This is a genomic window from Streptomyces sp. SID4985, from assembly GCF_009863025.1.
Classification (GTDB): domain Bacteria; phylum Actinomycetota; class Actinomycetes; order Streptomycetales; family Streptomycetaceae; genus Streptomyces.
Genome location: NZ_WWIR01000351.1, coordinates 1 through 16,211 on the forward strand (window position 1 = coordinate 1; position 16,211 = coordinate 16,211).

The following is a 16,211-nucleotide window of genomic DNA, read 5'->3' on the forward strand; positions in this document are numbered from 1 at the left end:
GAGGCGTCGCCGGGCCGCCGCCGCGCGCGGCGCCGAACGGGGTCGGGCCCGAGGGCTCGTTGTCGAAGGGGGGTATCGGCTCGGCGGGGCGGTTGACCTGGGAGGGGCGGGAGCCCTGGTACTCGTAGCCGTCACCGCCGCCGTAGGAGGCGCTCGGCGGCTGGAAGCGGGGCTGCTGGCGGCCGCCGCCGGGCGGGGACGCGGGCGTGTACGAGGTCGCCGTGTTGGTGAGGAAGTTCCACCGGCACTCCTCGCAGAAGGGCGCGCCGCCCTCGCGGGGCGTGCGGCACTGCGGGCACAGCTCCGGGTTCGGGGAGGACGCGGGGCGGCCCTCGGCGCGCGGCGGCGGGAAGCCGTAGCCGCCGGAGGACGGCGGGGGCGGGGGTACGGCACCGGCCATGCGGTGACCGCACACCTCGCACCAGTCGTCGGAACCCGACTGGTGTCCGTTCGGGCAGGTCGGCATGTCGGTGCTACCCCTTCTCCTGAGGCACTGGTTTCTGCAGGGTCACTTCTTCACGCGGACGGTCTTGGTGGACCGCGTCTCGAGTGTCATCTCGTCGGCCTCGGTGACCTTCGCTTTCAACCGCACAGTACCTGTCGAGGCGTCCACCACGTCCACCACCTTCGCAAGCAGTTTCGCAGTATCCGCGTTCCCCGACACCCGCGCGAGCTGAACGGCGCGTCCCAGTTTGGCCGTTGCTCCATCCATATCGCCCGCTTTGCGGAGGTTTATTCCCTGCTGGATGACCTGCGCCAGTTCGGCCTGACCCGTGTAGTGGGCGACTTGGGGGTTGATCGCGGTCGAGGCGGCCAAGTCGTCGGTCCATACGGCCCGTACGAGTCCCTGCGCGCCCAGAGTCTGGGCCGTCCCGTCGGGTTGGGGGACCACCAAGGACACCCGCGCGGCCAGCATCTCGTGGCCCAGTCCCGCCGCCGGGACCGTCACGCACAGGTGGTAGTCGCGGGACTCGTCGCCCCAGGAGCCGGTCGGATAGTCCCCGGCGCGCGGGCCTGCCTCGGTGCGGCGGTCGGTCAACTCTTCCACGGAGGGCGCCACTTGCTTGAAGTACGAGACGGTGGCGCCGACCGGGGTCCACACCCGCAGTGCCACGTCGGCGACCTCCTTGCCCATCGCCGTCTCCATCATCGCCGTGAAGTCGGCGGCCAGCTGGGCCGGATCGGCGACGATGTCGGCGGTGCCGAGCAACGCCGAGGCGATGGCTGTGACTTCTTTCACTTCCCAGTCGGTGCCCACCCCCCGGGCGTCACAGGTGAACCGTCCGGCGCACGCCTCCAGGGCGGCCCGCAGCAGATGGGGCGGCTCGTGCTCGTTGCGTCCGTCGGTGAGCAGGATGCCGTGCCGGATCTCCACGTCCGCCGAGGCGAGCAGCCGGTCGGCCAGGCGCAGCCAGGAGCCGATGGCCGTGCCGCCGCCCGCCGTGAGACGGCGCAGCGCGCCTTTGGCCTGCTCGCGGGTGGTGGCGTCGGCCACCGCGAGCCGCCCGCCTCCCGGGTAGACCTCGCGGGCGACGTGCGTGCCCTCGATCACCGCGAAGTGGGTGCCGTCGCGCAGGGTGTCCAGGGCGGCGGCCGTGGCGTCGCGGGCGTTGCGCAGCTTGGTGGACCCCATCGAGCCGGAGCAGTCCACCATGAGCGCTACGGCGGCCGACGGGCTCCGGCCCGCACTCGTCCCCTGGGGCGCGGTGCCGCCGCCCGTCGCCGTCACCGTGACGACGGCGTGGACCTCGCGGCCGTCCTCCGGCAGGTACTCGTTCTGGTAGACGTCCACCGAGAACCGCGGGCCCGCCGGTTTCGCGAAGTTGGCCATGCTGCTTCACATCCCCCAAGAAGCACCTCGCCGGGGCGAGGCGGTGCGTGGGCCGCGAACCCGGTCCCCTCCGGCCTCGCGGCTGCTTCCCCGAACACGGCCGCCCCACGGCGCGCGACGGTCCCCGCGCGCGAACGGCCTCAGGCCGATCCTGCCCCCGGAGCGGGCGCGGGGAACGGCACGACGGCCACTGTTACGTTGTCGTGGCCCCCGCCGTCCAGCGCGTGGCCCACGAGCACCCGCGCGGCGTGCAGCGGACGCTCCGCCGCGTCCTGCGGCACGATGCGGGCCAGTTCCTCGGCCGCCTCGGCGTAGTTCCACAGGCCGTCCGTGCAGACCACCACCACACCGGCCCGGTCGGGCTTGAACGACGCGGTGTGCGGCTCCAGTTCGTAGGCGTCGGCGCCGAGCCAGCCGGTGATCGCGTGGGCGCGCTCGTCGGCGTACGCCTCGGCCTCGTTCATCAGCCCGGCCGCGACCATCTGCGCGGCCCAGGAGTCGTCCTCGGTGAGGCGGGCCGGGGCGGCGGAGCGGTCGTCGGGCACCCAGTAGGCGCGGCTGTCGCCGACCCAGCCGACCACCAGGAGCCCGGAGGTGACGACCGAGGCGACGAGGGTGCAGGCCGGGGCGTTCTGGTGCGGAGAGTGTTCGCGGGCCTCGTCCGGTTCCCCGGCGAGCGCGTCCACGGCCTGCGCGGCGGTGACGATCGCCTCGTGCATGGCCTGCTGTGGATGCGTGCCGCGCGGCAGGGCCGCGAGCAGGCTGTCGCTCGCTGTGCGCGAGGCGGCCATGGACGCCTCGTCGGGGCGGGTCGCGGAGGAGACGCCGTCGCAGACGACGGCGACGGAGGCGGGCGCGCCGTCGGGCAGCGCGGTGTGCGCGACGGCGAAGGCGTCCTCGTTGCGGTGGTGGCGCAGGCCCCGGTCGCTGACGGCGGCCAGCGGACCCGACTCGCGCTCCATGTGGTCGCGTTCGCGGGGCTGGGCGTGGCCGCAGTTCTCGCAGTAGCCGTCGCCGTCCACCCGGCCCGCCCTGCAGGCCACACACACCGGCGCGGCGGTCGCGGACTCGGCGCGCGGGTCCGGTGCCTGGAGCGCGTACTCCTCAGGCTCGGCGGGCCGGTCCAGGCGTACGCCCCCCGATTCCGGGCCGGGCAGCGGCGCGCCGCCGGAGTCGGTGCCGGGCACGTCCGTCGCGCGGTGCGTCCTCGTCTCGGCGCTGTCCGGGCCGGGCGGCTCGGGGTCGGGCCACTCCACGCCGGCGGCGCCCGCCATGGCGAGCGTCGGCTCGTCCCCGGGTGGTACCTGGGAGAGGTCGTATCCGCAGGCACCGCAGAAGAGGTCGCCGGGTTCGAGCGGCTCCGCGCAGCTCGGGCACTTCGGCAGTGCGGCCTGCTGGGGCATCTGTGACATTCGCCTACACCCACGTCCGGGGGCGGTAACGGTTGGCCCGTTCCACCAGTTCGATCCTCTCCTCGCCGCCGGGCGCCAGCCGGGCCAGCGTGCGGTACGCGCGTTCCAGGCCGAACCGGAGACCCCGCTCGTCCAGACCGCTGCCGAGCAGCACCCGTCGTCCGCCCGGGGCGGGCGAGCCGGGGGCCCGGCCCTGGGAGAGTATCCAGTCCAGCGCGCAGCCGAGGACTTCCGCCGACAACCGCTCGCGCCGCGCCGGGTCCAGGCCGTACGCGTCCAGCGCCTCGATCTGGCCCGCCGCGGCGGTCAGATCGTCCAGGAACGGTACGTCACCCGGGCCCGCCGTGCGCTGTCTGAGGCGGGCACGCACGGCCGCGACCCGGGCGGCGGTGTAGTGGATGGACGACTCCGGCACCGACTCCAGGGTGCCCACCGCGCCGGTCCGGTCCCCGGCCGCGAGCCGCACCCGGGCGAGTCCGAACGCGGTGCTGACGAAGCCCGGGTCGGTCGCCCACACCAGCCGGTAGTACTCGGCGGCGTTGTCCAGCTGGCCCAGCACCTCCGCGCACAGGCCGAGCGCCAGCTTGGGAGCGGGCTCGCCGGGGAAGGCGTCGTAGACCGCGTCGAAGGCGAGCGCGGAGTGGGCTAGGTCGCCGGTGGCCAGCGCCGTCACGCCCCGGTACCAGACCACCCGCCAGTCGTCGGGGCGCTCCGCCTCCAGCGCCGCCAGGGTCGTCAACGCGGCTTCGGAGTCGCCGAGTTCGAGCCGGGCCCGGACCCGCCGCAGCCGGGTCTCCACGGTCTGCGCGGGGGCCGCGTCCAGGGCGGCGAGGAGTTCGCCGGGGGCGGTGGCGGTCAGGCCCGCGAGGAAACCGGCATCCGGGTCGTTCGGGTCGACCAGCGGGACGGCCAGCGCGAGCGCGGCAGCGGCCGTGTCCACAGGGCGGACCAGGGCCGGGGGCGGCGCGGGCGGCGTACGGCCCGTGCCGCGCGTGCCGAGGCGGGACACGTCGCCGTTCAGCACCGGGAACAACTCGGTGTCCGTGACCCGCACTTCGGGCCCGAACAGGGTCGAGAGCGCGGGCCGGGGCTGCCCGGTCTGCAGCGAGACCACCTCGCGCAGCACCCCGGTCAGCTGCTCGGCCATCTCCTGGGCGGAGGCGAACCGGCGGGCCGGGTCGGGGTCGGTCGCGCGGACCAGGAAGCGGTAGAAGGACTCGTAGCGCCGGAAGACCTCGATGGTGTCCGGGTCGGGCAGCGAGTCGGCGTACACGGTCGTGTAGCCCTGGAAGTCGAAGGTGAGGACGGCCAGCGTGCGGCCCACCGTGTACAGGTCGCTCGCGGGGGAGGGGCCGACGTCCGCGACCTCGGGGGCCTGGTAGCCCACCGTGCCGTAGATCGCGGACTCCTCGTCGTCGATCCGGCGCACCGCGCCCATGTCGATCAGCTTGAGCTGGTCCTCGGTCTGGATGGCGTTGTCGACCTTGAAGTCGCAGTAGAGCAGGTTGCGGCTGTGGAGGTGGCCGAGCGCCTCCAGGGCCTCGATGCCGTACGCGCACGCCTGCTCCACCGGGAGCGGGTCGCGGCGGCCCTCGGGAGTGCGGCGGGCGTTGGCGATCTCCTTCAGGGACTTGCCGCCGACGTACTCCATGACGATGTAGCCGTCCAGGGAGCCGGTGCGCTGGTCCAGGTGCTCGACGAAGTTGTAGATCCGCACGATGCCCGCGTGCTCGATCTCCGCGAGGAACCGGCGCTCGGAGATCGCGGCCTCCATCGCGTCCTCGTCACCGGTGTCCAGGAGGCCCTTGAGGACCACCCAGCGGTCGGAGACGGCCCGGTCGACGGCGAGGTAGATCCAGCCGAGCCCGCCGTGCGCGAGACAGCCCGCCACCTCGTACTGCCCGTGCACGATGTCCCCGCCGCGCAGCTTGGGCACGAAGGAGTACGGGTGGCCGCACTTGGTGCAGAAACCTTCCGTGCGGCCCGGACGCTCGCCCCGCGCCCTGCCGACCGGCGCCCCGCAGTCCGAGCGGGAGCAGTACCGCTTGCGCTCGGGCACCTGCGGGTTCTCCAGCACCATCGCGCGCGGGTCGGGCCGGGGCACCTGCGGCACCGCGACCAGACCCGCGCCGAGGCGTCCGCGCCCCGAGGGACCCGAGGACGCGCCCGAGCTGCGCACCGACACCGAACGCCCGGCGGTACGGCCCGAGTCGGCGCGGGAGAGCCGCCCCGACACCGAGCGGCGCGAGCGCGAGGACTGCGAGGAGGTGCGGGCGCTGCGCGAACTGCCGCTCGTCGCGGGGCCGGTGGAGTCCGGGGCCGCGACATGCGTCACCGCGGAAAGCGCCGGTGGCGCCGGTGAAGCCGGTACCGGGGCGACCACGGGTGCCAGACCGCAGGTGTCGCAGTACAGCTCCCCGCCGCCCATGTCCTCGTACGTGCCCGCGCAGTCCGGGCGCTGGCAGGCGTGCCGTTCCTCGCTCACCCCTCGTCCTCCCTCGCGTCCGCGGGCCCGTGCTCCGGCACCTTCGGCGCGGTGAGCAGCTCGGCCGCCGCGTGCTGGTAGCGCAGCACCGCCTGCTCGGCCACGCGCAGATCGCAGGGCGCGCTCCACAGCATGCGGCGGGCCGCGTCGTACCGCTCGATCAGCAGCGGGTCCTCGGCCAGGCCGTGCCGGGCGACCTTCGCCCGGTAGGCGTCCAGCCGCCCGCGCAGCTCGGCGCGGACCGCGAGCGGCGCGGTCACGGCCGTCAACGACTCGCGGGCGCGCAGCAGTTCGTCCTCCGCCCGCCGCTCCAGGGAGTCCAGCAGCGGGGAGAGCCGGTGCCAGCGGGCGTGCCTGCGGTGGTCCGCCGCCGTCGCCAACTGCTCCTGGAGCACGGTCGGCGGGCCGCTCACCACGGGCACCTCGGTCGCCGCGATCTTCGCCAGGACCTCACCGCGCGCGGTCCGCGCCTCCGCCAGCGTGCGGTCGGCGCGCGACAGCACGTCCCGCAGCCGGATCAGCCGCTCCTCGGCGTCCTGACGCACCGTCAGCACCGCGTCGATCTCCCGGCGCACGTCCTCCAGGGCGCGTGCCTCGCGGTCGTACACGGTGGTGTCCGGGCGGCCGCCGCCGGGCGCCGAACTGCCCTGCGCGGGCGTCCAGTAGGCGAGCGGATCGCTGATCACCCGGGCGCGCAGCGCGGTCAGCGTGGCCGTGATGCCCTCCAGGTCGTCACCGGCCGGGTGTTCACCGGGGCGCACCCCGACGGAGTGGGCGAGACCGCGCGTGCGGTGCAGCTCGGCGGCGAGTAAATCTATCCGCGCGGGCAGCGCCGACCACACGGCGTCGGCGGCGACCACCACGTCCAGGGAGGAGGCGTACAGCTCGTTCATCCGGTCGACCAGCGCGGTCAGCGTGTAGCTCTCGCTGAGCCTGCCGGTGCCGGCCGGGAGCGACGGGCTCGCCAGCGTCACCGACTCCCCGCGCAGCAGCCCGGTCAGCTCCACCAGGTCCTCACGGCTGGACCAGCGGCGCCGGGAGCGGATCTCACGGGCCCGGCGCAGCGCGGCCGTGTACGCGTCGAAGCAGGCCCAGAGCACGGTGATGGCCTCCTCCGCGGCCGCCCAGCGCTCCTCGGTGACACCGGTCAGCTCGGCGCCCTCCAGGAGTCTGCGGCCCGCGTGGTCCTGGAGCGCGAGCAGCGAGGTCTCGATCGCCTCGTGCTCCTGGCCGAGCCGCGCCAGCGCACGGTCCACCTCGTCCCGGTCCATCACCGGCCCGGCGGGGTCCGTGACGCCCATCGATCACCTCTCGCTGCTGTCCCAAGTCGGCGCTGTCCCGTACTGCCCGCTTCGCTCAGCTCTCACCCCGGTACTCCGGCACGGGCGGACGGTACGGCTTCGCGTCCTTGCCCAGTGTCGCCGACAGCCACTTGTCGTACGACGCCTGCCAGCCGTCGGAACGGTAGTCCGCCAGCACCCGGTTGACCCGCCCCACCAGGTCCTTGGCGTCCTTCGCCATGGCCACGCCGTAGTACTCGGTCGTGAAGGCGGGGCCCTTGAGTTCGAGGGTGGGGTCCTGGGCGGCCTGGCTCGCGGCGAGCGCGCCGTCGGTGATCACCGCGTCCGCCTCGCCCAGCTGGAGCCGGACCAGGCAGTCGAGCTGGTTGGGGACGGCCTCGGCGACGACCGCCTTCACCGCGCCGGACTTCACGTCCAGCTCCAGCTTCTTGCGCGCGGTCGAGCCCGCCGCCGTGCACACCCGCCTGCCCGCGAGGTCCTGATACCCCTTCACCGGCGAGGACTTGGGCGCCAGCACCTGCTGCCCGGTCCGGAAGTACGGCGCGGAGAACGCCACGTCCTTCAGCCGCTCGCAGCTGATCGTCATCGTGCGCACCACCATGTCCACCCGGCCCTCCCGGAGCGCCGCGATGCGCTGGCTGGTCGGGATCGCCCGGAACTGCACGGCGTCCGGGTCGCCCACGATGTCCGCGGCGATCCGGTGCACCAGGTCGATGTCGAAGCCCTCCAGCTCCGCGCCCGGGTTGTTCGGATTGCGATAGCCCCAGCGGTAGCTGTTCTGGTCCACGCCGACGACCAGCTTGCGCGTGCCGGGCCGGGCCTTGATCGCGTCGATGGTCTTCCCGCTCGCGCCCGACGGCGGCAGCGACCGGTCCTGCGCCGTCGCGTCCTCGCAGGCGGAGGCGCGCGCCTGGCTGCCCTCGACCACCGGGCCCACGGACGTCACCGGACCGGGCGCCGGATGCGCCTGGGTGCGCGGGAGCATCAGCACGAAGGTGAGCGCGAGGGCGCACAGCACCGCCATCGCACCGACCCCGCCCCAGCCGCGCAGCCGGGCGGGTCCTCCTGCCGCGTCCATGCTCCGGCCCCCTGTCACCTGTACTCCGAAAGCCTGCGCCCGATGCCCAGCACGGCACCGGCCGCGCCGAGCACGCCGAGGGCGGCCGCGCCCGCGGGCAGCCCGGTCATCGCGTCGCGGCCGTCCCCGGCCGCCCGTTCGAACTCCGCCTGCTCGTGGCCGATGGCGCGGTTCAGGTTCTCGTCCACGCCGTCGAAGCACTCGCCGGTGGTGCCCTTGGCGCCGATCACCATGGCCAGCGCCTGCTGGTAGTCGCCGCTGTCGTCCTCGCGGTGGGCGTCGGCGTGCCGCTTCTTCCACTCCGCCATGTTCCGCGTCGCCGCCGTGACCGGCCGGGCGCCCGTCGGGTCGTCGGCGAGGGAGCCCGCCCGCTTCAGGCTGCCGCCCAGCTCGGCCAGCTCCTGGTCGAAGGCGTGGTAGTACGCGTCGTACACCGTGCCGTCGACCGTGACCGTCTCGGCGCCGCGCGCCACCAGGCCGAGGTTCTCGTTGCCGCGCGCCTTCAGGGCGGCGATCTGGGCGCTGTGCAGGACGTTCAGGGAGCGGATGCCGTGCTCGTCGGAGGCGTGCAGTTCGGCACGGGCGACGGTGTGGCCGACGACCAGCCACAGCAGGACCACGGTGGCGGCGGCGGTGGCCGCGACCAGGCCGTGGCTCAGGACGCGGTTGGTGCGCCGGTACTCGCGGCGCTGGGCCCACGCGAGCGCGCCGAGCGCGAGGACACCGAGCGCGATGGCCGCCCAGGGGTACGGGGTCGCGTCGCCGTAGTCGGCGGCCAGGCGCTGGTTCTCCTTGGTGTACAGGTCCTCGGCGGCCGGCAGCATGTCCTGCTGCATCTTCTCGTTGGCGTACCGCAGATAGGCGCCGCCCACCGGATAGCCCTGCCGGTTGTAGACCCGGGCGCGCTCGACCAGGCCCTTGTACTCGGGCAGCAGCCGGTTCAGCTTGGCGATGCTCTTCGCGGCGGGGGAGTCCGGCTCGGACTTGGCGGCGGCCGTGACGAGCCCGGCGGCGGCCCGGCTGATGTCCTTCTCGTACCGGTCCCGGGTCTCGGGCGTCTCCTGCCCGCCCGCCAGAAAACCGCTGGAGACCGTGGTGTTGGCGTCCGCCAGCGAGCGGTAGATCGACGCGGCCCCGGAGCTGAGCGGCTGGCTGCCGTGCAGCACGTCGTCGGCGGCGGCCGCGCGCTCGCCGCTCTGCCACGCGGCGACCGCGCCGAACGCCACGACGAGCAGGGCGAGTACGGCCCCGATGACCCGCAGCCGCCCCGGCTCGGTGGTCGCGGCGGCCCGCAGTCGCTCGGCGCCCTCGTCGAACGCGGTACGGCGCGCGGGGGGTTGGACGGGGGCGGGGCGCGTGACCTGGGCCGGTACGGCGGGCCGGGGGAGTGCGCCGGGCTGTGCGGGCACGATGGGTCGCGCGGGCAGGCCCGAGCCTGCCGTCGGCGGCGCGCTGCTCCTCGGCGGTTGTGTCACCCGACCTCCCCCATGGTCATCGTTCGCCGCCCAGTATCACCGCCCGCACCGGCTTCCGCACCAGCCTTCACCGCATCTCGCCCGGACGACGGCATGTCGCCGTCCGTCCAGGAACACGACCTGTCCACAAACACGCCGGGTCAATCCTGATCGGTTCCCGGTGGGGCGATGAACAGGACTGGTCGGCAACGGGGGTTGGGATCAGGTGCCGTCCGACTCCCAGTGCGAACGGGCGCGTTCCCCGGACCGCGGGGGCGCGTCCAGGTGATCCAGGGCGAGGAGCGCCGCGCCCAGGACGGGAGCGGCGCGGATCGGACGTGGATCGGCGTGCGGGGCGCGGGAATTGAGATGCTCGCTTACGGCGTCGTCCAGTACGGCGTGTCCGGCGGTCAGCACACTGCCGCCGAGCACGACCGGCGCGGGTTCCGCGAGGAGGTCCAGGCGGGTCAGGGCCACCGCGGCCATCACCGCGACCTCCTCGGCCAGCCGCTCGACCAGGGACCGGGCCACCGCGTCACCCCGGGCGGCCGTCGCGAAGAGGACCGGCGTCAGCTCGTACCGGCGGGCCGACGGCAGATGTCCCCGGTGCAGGGCCTCGATCAGGGCGTACATCGAGTCCAGGCCGAAGTGCGCCGGGAGCGCGCGGGCCAGTTCCGTCGGTCCGCCCCGGCCGTCCTCGGCGCGGGCCGCGTGCCACAGCGCCTCCTCGGCCAGGCCCCAGCCGCCGCCCCAGTCGCCGGAGAGCCGGCCGAGGGCCGGGAAGCGGGCGGTGCGCCCGTCGGGGCGCATCCCCACGCAGTTGATGCCCGCGCCGCACACCACCGCCACGCCCCGGGGCTCGGCGACTCCGGCGCGCAGGACGGCGAAGGTGTCGTTGCGGACGGTGACCGAGGGACTCCAGGGGCGGGCGCGCAGCGCAGTCGCCAACTCGGCCTCCTCTACCGGGAGATCGGCGTTGGCGAGGCACGCGGAGACGTGGGAGACGGTCTTGAGGCCCGCTTCCGCCAGTGCCTGTTCGACCGGTTCGGCGAGAGCGTCGAGCGCCCGGTCCAGGCCCACGGCCGGTGGCCGGAAGCCGCCTCCGCGTGCCGTCGCCAGCACCTCGCCCTCCGTCGTGAGCACGGCCACGTCGGTCTTGCTGTTGCCCGCGTCGATGGCGAGGGCGGTGCCGGTCACGCCCATGGCAGGTGCTCCCGGTTGTGGGCGAGGAGAAGGTCGGTGAGGGAGTCGGCGTACGCGTACTGGCCGACCAGCGGGTGCGCGAGCAGTGCGCGGAACACCCGCTCGCGGCCGCCGCGCAGGGCCGCCTCCAGGGCCAGGTCCTCGTACGCCGTCACGCTCGCCATCAGGCCCGCGAACAGCGGATCGACCTCCCCCGCCGGCAGTGGCACCGCCCCCTTCGCGCCCACCGCCGCGGGGACCTCGATCACCGCGTCGGCGGGGAGGAAGGGCAGCGTGCCCGCGTTCATGGTGTTGACCACCTGGTACGGGCTCCCGCCGCCCGTGAGCAGGGCGGCCGTGAGGTCCACCGCCGCCTCGGAGTAGTAGGCGCCGCCGCGCTTGGCGAGCAGCGCGGGCTTCTCGTCCAGCGCCGGGTCGGCGTACATCGCCAGCAGCTCGCGCTCCATGGCGGCGACCTCGGCCGCGCGGGAGGGCTTGGCGCGCAGCTCGTCCACGACCTCGTCGTGCGCGTAGTAGTAGCGCAGGTAGTACGAGGGGACCACGCCCAGGCGGTCGAGGAGGGCGCGGGGGAGGCGGAGGTCGGCGGCGACGGCCTCCCCGTGCTTGGCCAGCAGGCGGGGGAGCACGTCGGGGCCCTCGGGGCCGCCCAGGCGGACGGCGGTCTCCCAGGTGAGGTGGTTCAGGCCCACGTGGTCGAGGTGGACCTCGCCGGGCGCGGTGCCGAGCAGTGCGGCGAACGTGCGCTGGAGTCCGATCGCCACGTTGCACAGGCCGACCGCGCGGTGGCCCTCCTTGAGCAGGGCGCGGGTGACGATGCCGACCGGGTTGGTGAAGTCCACGATCCAGGCGCCGGGGCTGACCCGGCGTACCCGCTCGGCGATGTCCAGCACCACCGGGACCGTGCGCAGCGCCTTGGCCAGGCCGCCCGCGCCGGTCGTCTCCTGGCCGACGCAGCCGCACTCCAGGGGCCAGGTCTCGTCCTGGTTCCGGGCCGCCTGGCCGCCCACGCGCAGCTGGAGCAGGACGGCGTCGGCGCCCTCGGCTCCCGCCTCCAGGTCGGCGGTGGCGGTGATCCGGGCGGGATGGCCGTGGCGGGCGAGGATGCGGCGGGAGACGGCCGCCACCGGCTCCAGGCGCTCCGGGGCGGGGTCGACCAGGACCAGCTCCTCCACGGGCAGTGTGTCGCGCAGCCGCGCCAGGCCGTCGGCGAGTTCCGGGGTGTAGGTCGAGCCTCCGCCGACCACGGTGAGCTTCACGGGCGACTCCCTCGCGTTGCCGTTGCCGGGGGTGATCGGCGAGAACGTAGGCCGTGGCGCGCGGGGCCGTCAACGGAGCGCGCCCCCGGGCCGTGGGGACCGGGGGCGCGCTGTGGTGCTCGGGGTTACTTCGACGTGCTGGGCTTCTGGGTGACGATCGGGGTGGTCGCCAGGGACTGCGGGGAGGTGGGGCTGGCGTAGGCCGAGGGGGCGGCCATCGTGGCGGACGGGTCGGGGGCGGGAGCGGCCTCCGCGGCGTCCTCCAGGGCCGTCGCGCCGCCCACGATCGGGATGCTCGCCCTGTCGAAGGCCCGCTTGATCCGCCAGCGCAGCTCGCGCTCCACGTTGACCGACTTGCCCGGCATGGTCTTGGCGGAGACCCGGATCACCATGGAGTCGATCAGGACGCTGTCCAGGCCCAGGACCTCGATCGGGCTCCACAGCAGCTCGTTCCAGGGCTCTTCCTTGGCCATCTTCTCGGCGACCTCGTCCAGGACCGACTTGACCTTGTCCAGGTCCTCGTCGGAGCGGACGGTGACGTCCACGTTGGCCGTGGCCCAGCCCTGGGAGAGGTTGCCGATGCGCTTGACCTCGCCGTTGCGGACGTACCAGATCTCGCCGTTCGCGCCGCGCAGCTTGGTCACGCGCAGGCCCACCTCGACGACCTCGCCGGTGGCCACGCCCGCGTCGATCGTGTCGCCGACGCCGTACTGGTCCTCCAGGATCATGAAGACGCCGGAGAGGAAGTCGGTGACCAGGTTGCGGGCGCCGAAACCGATCGCGACACCCGCGACACCGGCCGAGGCCAGCAGCGGGGCCAGGTTGATCTTGAAGGTGGAGAGCACCATCAGGGCGGCCGTGCCGAGGATCACGAAGCTGGCGACCGAACGCAGCACCGAGCCGATGGCGGCGGAGCGCTGGCGGCGGCGCTCGTTGTTGACCAGGAGGCCGCCGAGCGCGGTGTGGTCCACCGCCTGCACGGTGCGGTTCATCCGCTCGATGAGCTTGGTGATCGCCCGCCGTACGACCGCGCGCAGCGCCACCGCGATGACGATGATCAGCACGATCTGCAGGCCCATCGCGAGCCAGGTCGACCAGTTCTGTTCCACCCAGCTCGCGGCGTTGGTCGCGCTCTGCTGGGCGTCCTGGAGGGACGGTACGGCCGGCCCCGAACCCGAGGGCGAGGGAGACGGGGACGCTCCGGCGGCCAGTAGGGCGACGGGCAAGGACACGGCTGGTACCTCCATGGTGCTGCGCGGTCCGCCCCGGCCGGATCGTCGAGATCACGAAAAGGTCACCGGGTGGACAGAACCACCACACTAACGGGGCATTGTGCGCGCCTCCGCCGTTTCGTACAGGAGCACCCCCTCCCACCTGCGCGTTAACCAGCCATGATCGTCCGAGTGCCTTTTTGTGTGGTCGAAAACACTCCCGGCCCGTTACCGGCACATGGTGGCGCTTCCACCAGCCATGAGGGGAGACTGGCTCCAGATCGTCCCGGCGCGAGCCACGCGCCGCCGACGCCCAAGGAGGCACCCGTGCCGCATGTCCTGGTCCTCAACGCGTCGTACGAGCCGCTCGGCGTCGTACCGCTCCGCCGCGCGCTCGTCCTCGTCCTGGAGAACAAGGCCGTCTCCCTCGAGGAATCCGGCGCCTTCCTGCACAGCGCGACCGTCACAGTCCCCGCACCCAGCGTGGTCCGGCTCAAGCGATTCGTCCGGGTGCCCTACCGGGGCCCCGTTCCGCTGACCCGGCGGGCCCTGTTCGCCCGCGACGGCGGCCGGTGCATGTACTGCGGTGGCGTCGCAACCAGCGTCGACCACGTCATCCCGCGCTCGCGCGGGGGCAAGCACGTCTGGGACAACGTGGTGGCTTCCTGCCGCCGCTGCAACCACGTCAAGGCCGACCGCCACCTGGTCGAACTCGGCTGGCGCCTGCGCCACAAACCCGCCCCGCCCACCGGCCTGGCCTGGCGCATCATCGGCACGGGCCACAGAGACCCGCGCTGGTTGCCCTACTTGCAGCCCTACGGCGCGGACGACGCCCTGGCCCGGATCGACGGCATTTCCGCCTGACGGTCCGGGTCTTTGTGTCTGCGCGTCCGCGTGTCCACGTGTCCACGCGTTCGCGCGGAGCGGGGTGCCCGGACGTGGGTGACGCGCCGTCAAATCTGCCTGAGTAAGGGCCACTTGGCGCTCTCCCGTACCCCTGTCGAAGTGACGTACCTCACTGCGGATCTTTGTGCGACTTCGGAGCATGCGTCCTTTTATGTTCGATGAATTCTCGTGGGCGGGATGACGTCCAGCGGCTACGTTCACATCGAACGCAGCGGCCGACGGGCAGTGCCGCTTCCGGCAGGACGCAGTAGGGACACTCGGCCCCACCGGGGCGGAGCCTTGGGGGAGGGCCCACTCATGCGCGCTTCGCACGCCACGGCTGTGCGTTTTTCGCGCCCTCGGTGTCCGTTCCCCGCGGGGGCCGTCTCCGGCCGCCCGCGTCGCGGGGCCCCGGCACCGGCCGGCCCCTCCTCCCCCGAGCGGTGGACGCCTTCGGGTACCCGCGTCCGCCCTCGTCCCTCGTGCTCCCGCCGATGCCACGCGCCCGGCGGTCCGCACCGCATCCCTCTCTTACAAGGAACATCGATGAGAAACGTCATCTCCTCCGTCCGCCGCGCCGCCCTCGTCACCGGGGCCGGCACCCTCACCCTCCTCGGCGGCCTCGCCTGGACCGCCGCCGCCGACGGCGAGCCGCACACCGCCGACGCCGCGCAGCCGCCCTACGCGGTGGAGGACTTCGCTTACCCGGGAGCGGACGCGATCAAGGTCCAGAAGGGCATCGAGCTCAAGCGCGGGGACGGGCACATCGTGCTCGTGGACTGCGACCCGGCCGCCGACCAGATCCGCGTCCTCACCGTCAAGGACTCCTCGGTGGGCCGCCAGGACACGTACTGCTTCAAGGCCACCGCGAAGAGCGGCTTCCTCACCATGCAGCTCCCCCGCGTCTTCGGCCTGGAGGCCGCCGACCACCCGATCAGCGCCGATCTGACGGCCGCCGGGACGACCACCACGGTCGACGTGGAGAAGGACGGCTTCAAGAGCGTCGGCGAGGGCACGGTCGGCGGCGCCCAGTCCGTCCTGGTCGAGATCCGGGTGACCGGCTGAGCCCCGGAGACCTCGGACTCCCGGCGCCGGTCCGTACCCCGGCTCGTCCCCGTGCTCACCGGCACCGAGCCGGTGAGCACCTGTGCGCCATGCCCACGTCGAGCAACAGGAGTCAAGGATTGTGAGACCGATCTTTCCCCATCCGCACACCGGGCGTGCCCTGCGCGTGTTACGCGGTCTGGGCGCAGGCGTCGTACCCCTGGCCATGATCGCGGGCGTGCTGAGCACCACCCCGGCCGCCGCCGACGAGGGCACCGGCGCGCCCGGCGACCTCCCCGCCGGTGACCGCGCCCAGGTCGTGACGCTGTGGCGTGAAGGCGGACCCGGCACCCGGGCCGCCGCCGAGGTCGCACTGACCGGGACCGACGCCGACGTCCGGCGTTTCCTCGACGTCGAGGCGGCCGAGGTCACCGAGCAGGACGAGCGGGTCGCCGCCGCGCAGGTCGCGAGCATCGGCGGGACGAGCCTGATCGACGCGGCCCGCGACGCGCTCACCGGCACCCCCGAGCAGCTCTCGGCCTTCCTCAAGGACGGCTGGAAGGAGCCGCTGGAGCAGGACCAGCGGGTCCAGATCGCGCGCATCGTGGACGCCGGCGGCCCCAACGTCCAGGACAAGGGCCGCGCCGCACTCGCGGGCACGCCCGAGGACCGGCAGGCGTTCCTGGAGGACCAGCAGTACGCCGAGCAGCAGCAGGACGAGCGCGTCGAGGTCGCCCAGATCCTCAGCACCGGCGGACCCAACGTGGTCGCGGCGGCACGCCTCGCGCTGCGGGGCACGGCCGCCGACGTCCACGAGTTCCTCGCCGTAGGCCAGTTCGTGGCACTCGCCCGCGACCAGGAGCAGTCGACGGTCGACGAACTCGCCGACCAGGCCGCGAAGGCCGGGCGCAAGGCCGCCACCGAGACCCGCAAGGCGCAGGACGAGGCCGACCGCGCCGCCGCCGCGGCGGCGCTCGCCAAGAAGGCCGCCGAGAAGGCCGCGAGCGAGACCGAGGCCGCGAAGAACGACTCCCTGCACGCCGCCTCGGCC

12 protein-coding genes and 1 pseudogene are annotated in these 16,211 nt (G+C 73.7%); 3 read left to right on the top strand and 10 right to left on the bottom strand.

The genetic code is table 11. The annotated features are described in order from the left end of the window. The 10 genes and pseudogenes from GTW40_RS14980 to GTW40_RS15025 form a co-directional block, all read right to left on the bottom strand. Positions 1-466: pseudogene (locus GTW40_RS14980) on the bottom strand (phosphopeptide-binding protein); the annotation flags it as partial. Between the two features lie 42 nt (positions 467-508). After that, positions 509-1,831: a VWA domain-containing protein gene (locus tag GTW40_RS14985; RefSeq protein ID WP_161180689.1), complete on the bottom strand. Its 1,323-nt coding sequence runs from the start codon at positions 1,829-1,831 to the stop codon at positions 509-511. 140 nt (positions 1,832-1,971) lie between these two features. Continuing rightward, complete coding sequence (locus GTW40_RS14990) at positions 1,972-3,243, bottom strand: PP2C family serine/threonine-protein phosphatase (RefSeq protein ID WP_161180690.1); 1,272 nt, start codon at positions 3,241-3,243, stop codon at positions 1,972-1,974. Between the two features lie 4 nt (positions 3,244-3,247). Next, entirely contained in the window at positions 3,248-5,728 is a 2,481-nt protein-coding gene (locus GTW40_RS14995) for a serine/threonine-protein kinase (RefSeq protein ID WP_161180691.1), read from the bottom strand. Further along, positions 5,725-7,029 (bottom strand): hypothetical protein, encoded by a 1,305-nt coding sequence (locus GTW40_RS15000; RefSeq protein ID WP_161180692.1) that lies wholly within the window; start codon positions 7,027-7,029, stop codon positions 5,725-5,727. Before GTW40_RS15000 ends, GTW40_RS14995 begins: the two co-directional genes overlap by 4 nt. A 55-nt stretch (positions 7,030-7,084) precedes the next feature. After that, complete coding sequence (locus GTW40_RS15005; protein WP_161180693.1) at positions 7,085-8,107, bottom strand: glutamate ABC transporter substrate-binding protein; 1,023 nt, start codon at positions 8,105-8,107, stop codon at positions 7,085-7,087. A gap of 14 nt (positions 8,108-8,121) precedes the next feature. Next, complete coding sequence (locus GTW40_RS15010; RefSeq protein ID WP_343245705.1) at positions 8,122-9,516, bottom strand: hypothetical protein; 1,395 nt, start codon at positions 9,514-9,516, stop codon at positions 8,122-8,124. Positions 9,517-9,783: 267 nt separating this feature from the next. After that, positions 9,784-10,764 (bottom strand): BadF/BadG/BcrA/BcrD ATPase family protein, encoded by a 981-nt coding sequence (locus GTW40_RS15015; protein ID WP_161180694.1) that lies wholly within the window; start codon positions 10,762-10,764, stop codon positions 9,784-9,786. Beyond that, positions 10,755-12,020 carry a 6-phospho-beta-glucosidase gene (locus GTW40_RS15020; RefSeq protein WP_161180695.1) on the bottom strand — a complete coding sequence of 422 codons (1,266 nt, stop codon included), beginning with the start codon at positions 12,018-12,020 and terminating at the stop codon, positions 10,755-10,757. The genes GTW40_RS15015 and GTW40_RS15020 overlap by 10 nt, the downstream gene beginning before the upstream one ends. Before the next feature lie 125 nt (positions 12,021-12,145). Beyond that, a complete protein-coding gene (locus GTW40_RS15025; RefSeq protein WP_161180696.1) occupies positions 12,146-13,267 on the bottom strand; it encodes a mechanosensitive ion channel family protein in 1,122 nt (373 codons plus the stop codon). Positions 13,268-13,558: 291 nt separating this feature from the next. On the opposite strand from GTW40_RS15025, the gene GTW40_RS15030 reads away from it, so the two are divergent. The 3 genes from GTW40_RS15030 to GTW40_RS15040 form a co-directional block, all read left to right on the top strand. After that, complete coding sequence (locus tag GTW40_RS15030) at positions 13,559-14,095, top strand: HNH endonuclease (protein WP_018545075.1); 537 nt, start codon at positions 13,559-13,561, stop codon at positions 14,093-14,095. Positions 14,096-14,662: 567 nt separating this feature from the next. Next, positions 14,663-15,181: a hypothetical protein gene (locus GTW40_RS32670; RefSeq protein ID WP_202485901.1), complete on the top strand. Its 519-nt coding sequence runs from the start codon at positions 14,663-14,665 to the stop codon at positions 15,179-15,181. A gap of 217 nt (positions 15,182-15,398) precedes the next feature. Continuing rightward, positions 15,399-16,211: ALF repeat-containing protein (locus GTW40_RS15040; protein ID WP_343245704.1), on the top strand; the 813-nt coding region annotated here is incomplete at its 3' end.

Excerpts from the sequence above, each read along its gene's own strand:
- GTW40_RS14985 (WP_161180689.1), bottom strand. The coding sequence starts at position 1,831 with ATGGCCAACTTCGCGAAACCGGCGGGCCCGCGGTTCTCGGTGGACGTC.
- GTW40_RS14990 (WP_161180690.1), bottom strand. The coding sequence starts at position 3,243 with ATGTCACAGATGCCCCAGCAGGCCGCACTGCCGAAGTGCCCGAGCTGC.
- GTW40_RS15000 (WP_161180692.1), bottom strand. The coding sequence starts at position 7,029 with ATGGGCGTCACGGACCCCGCCGGGCCGGTGATGGACCGGGACGAGGTG.
- GTW40_RS15005 (WP_161180693.1), bottom strand. The coding sequence starts at position 8,107 with ATGGACGCGGCAGGAGGACCCGCCCGGCTGCGCGGCTGGGGCGGGGTC.
- GTW40_RS15015 (WP_161180694.1), bottom strand. The coding sequence starts at position 10,764 with ATGGGCGTGACCGGCACCGCCCTCGCCATCGACGCGGGCAACAGCAAG.
- GTW40_RS15025 (WP_161180696.1), bottom strand. The coding sequence starts at position 13,267 with ATGGAGGTACCAGCCGTGTCCTTGCCCGTCGCCCTACTGGCCGCCGGA.
- GTW40_RS32670 (WP_202485901.1), top strand. The coding sequence starts at position 14,663 with ATGAGAAACGTCATCTCCTCCGTCCGCCGCGCCGCCCTCGTCACCGGG.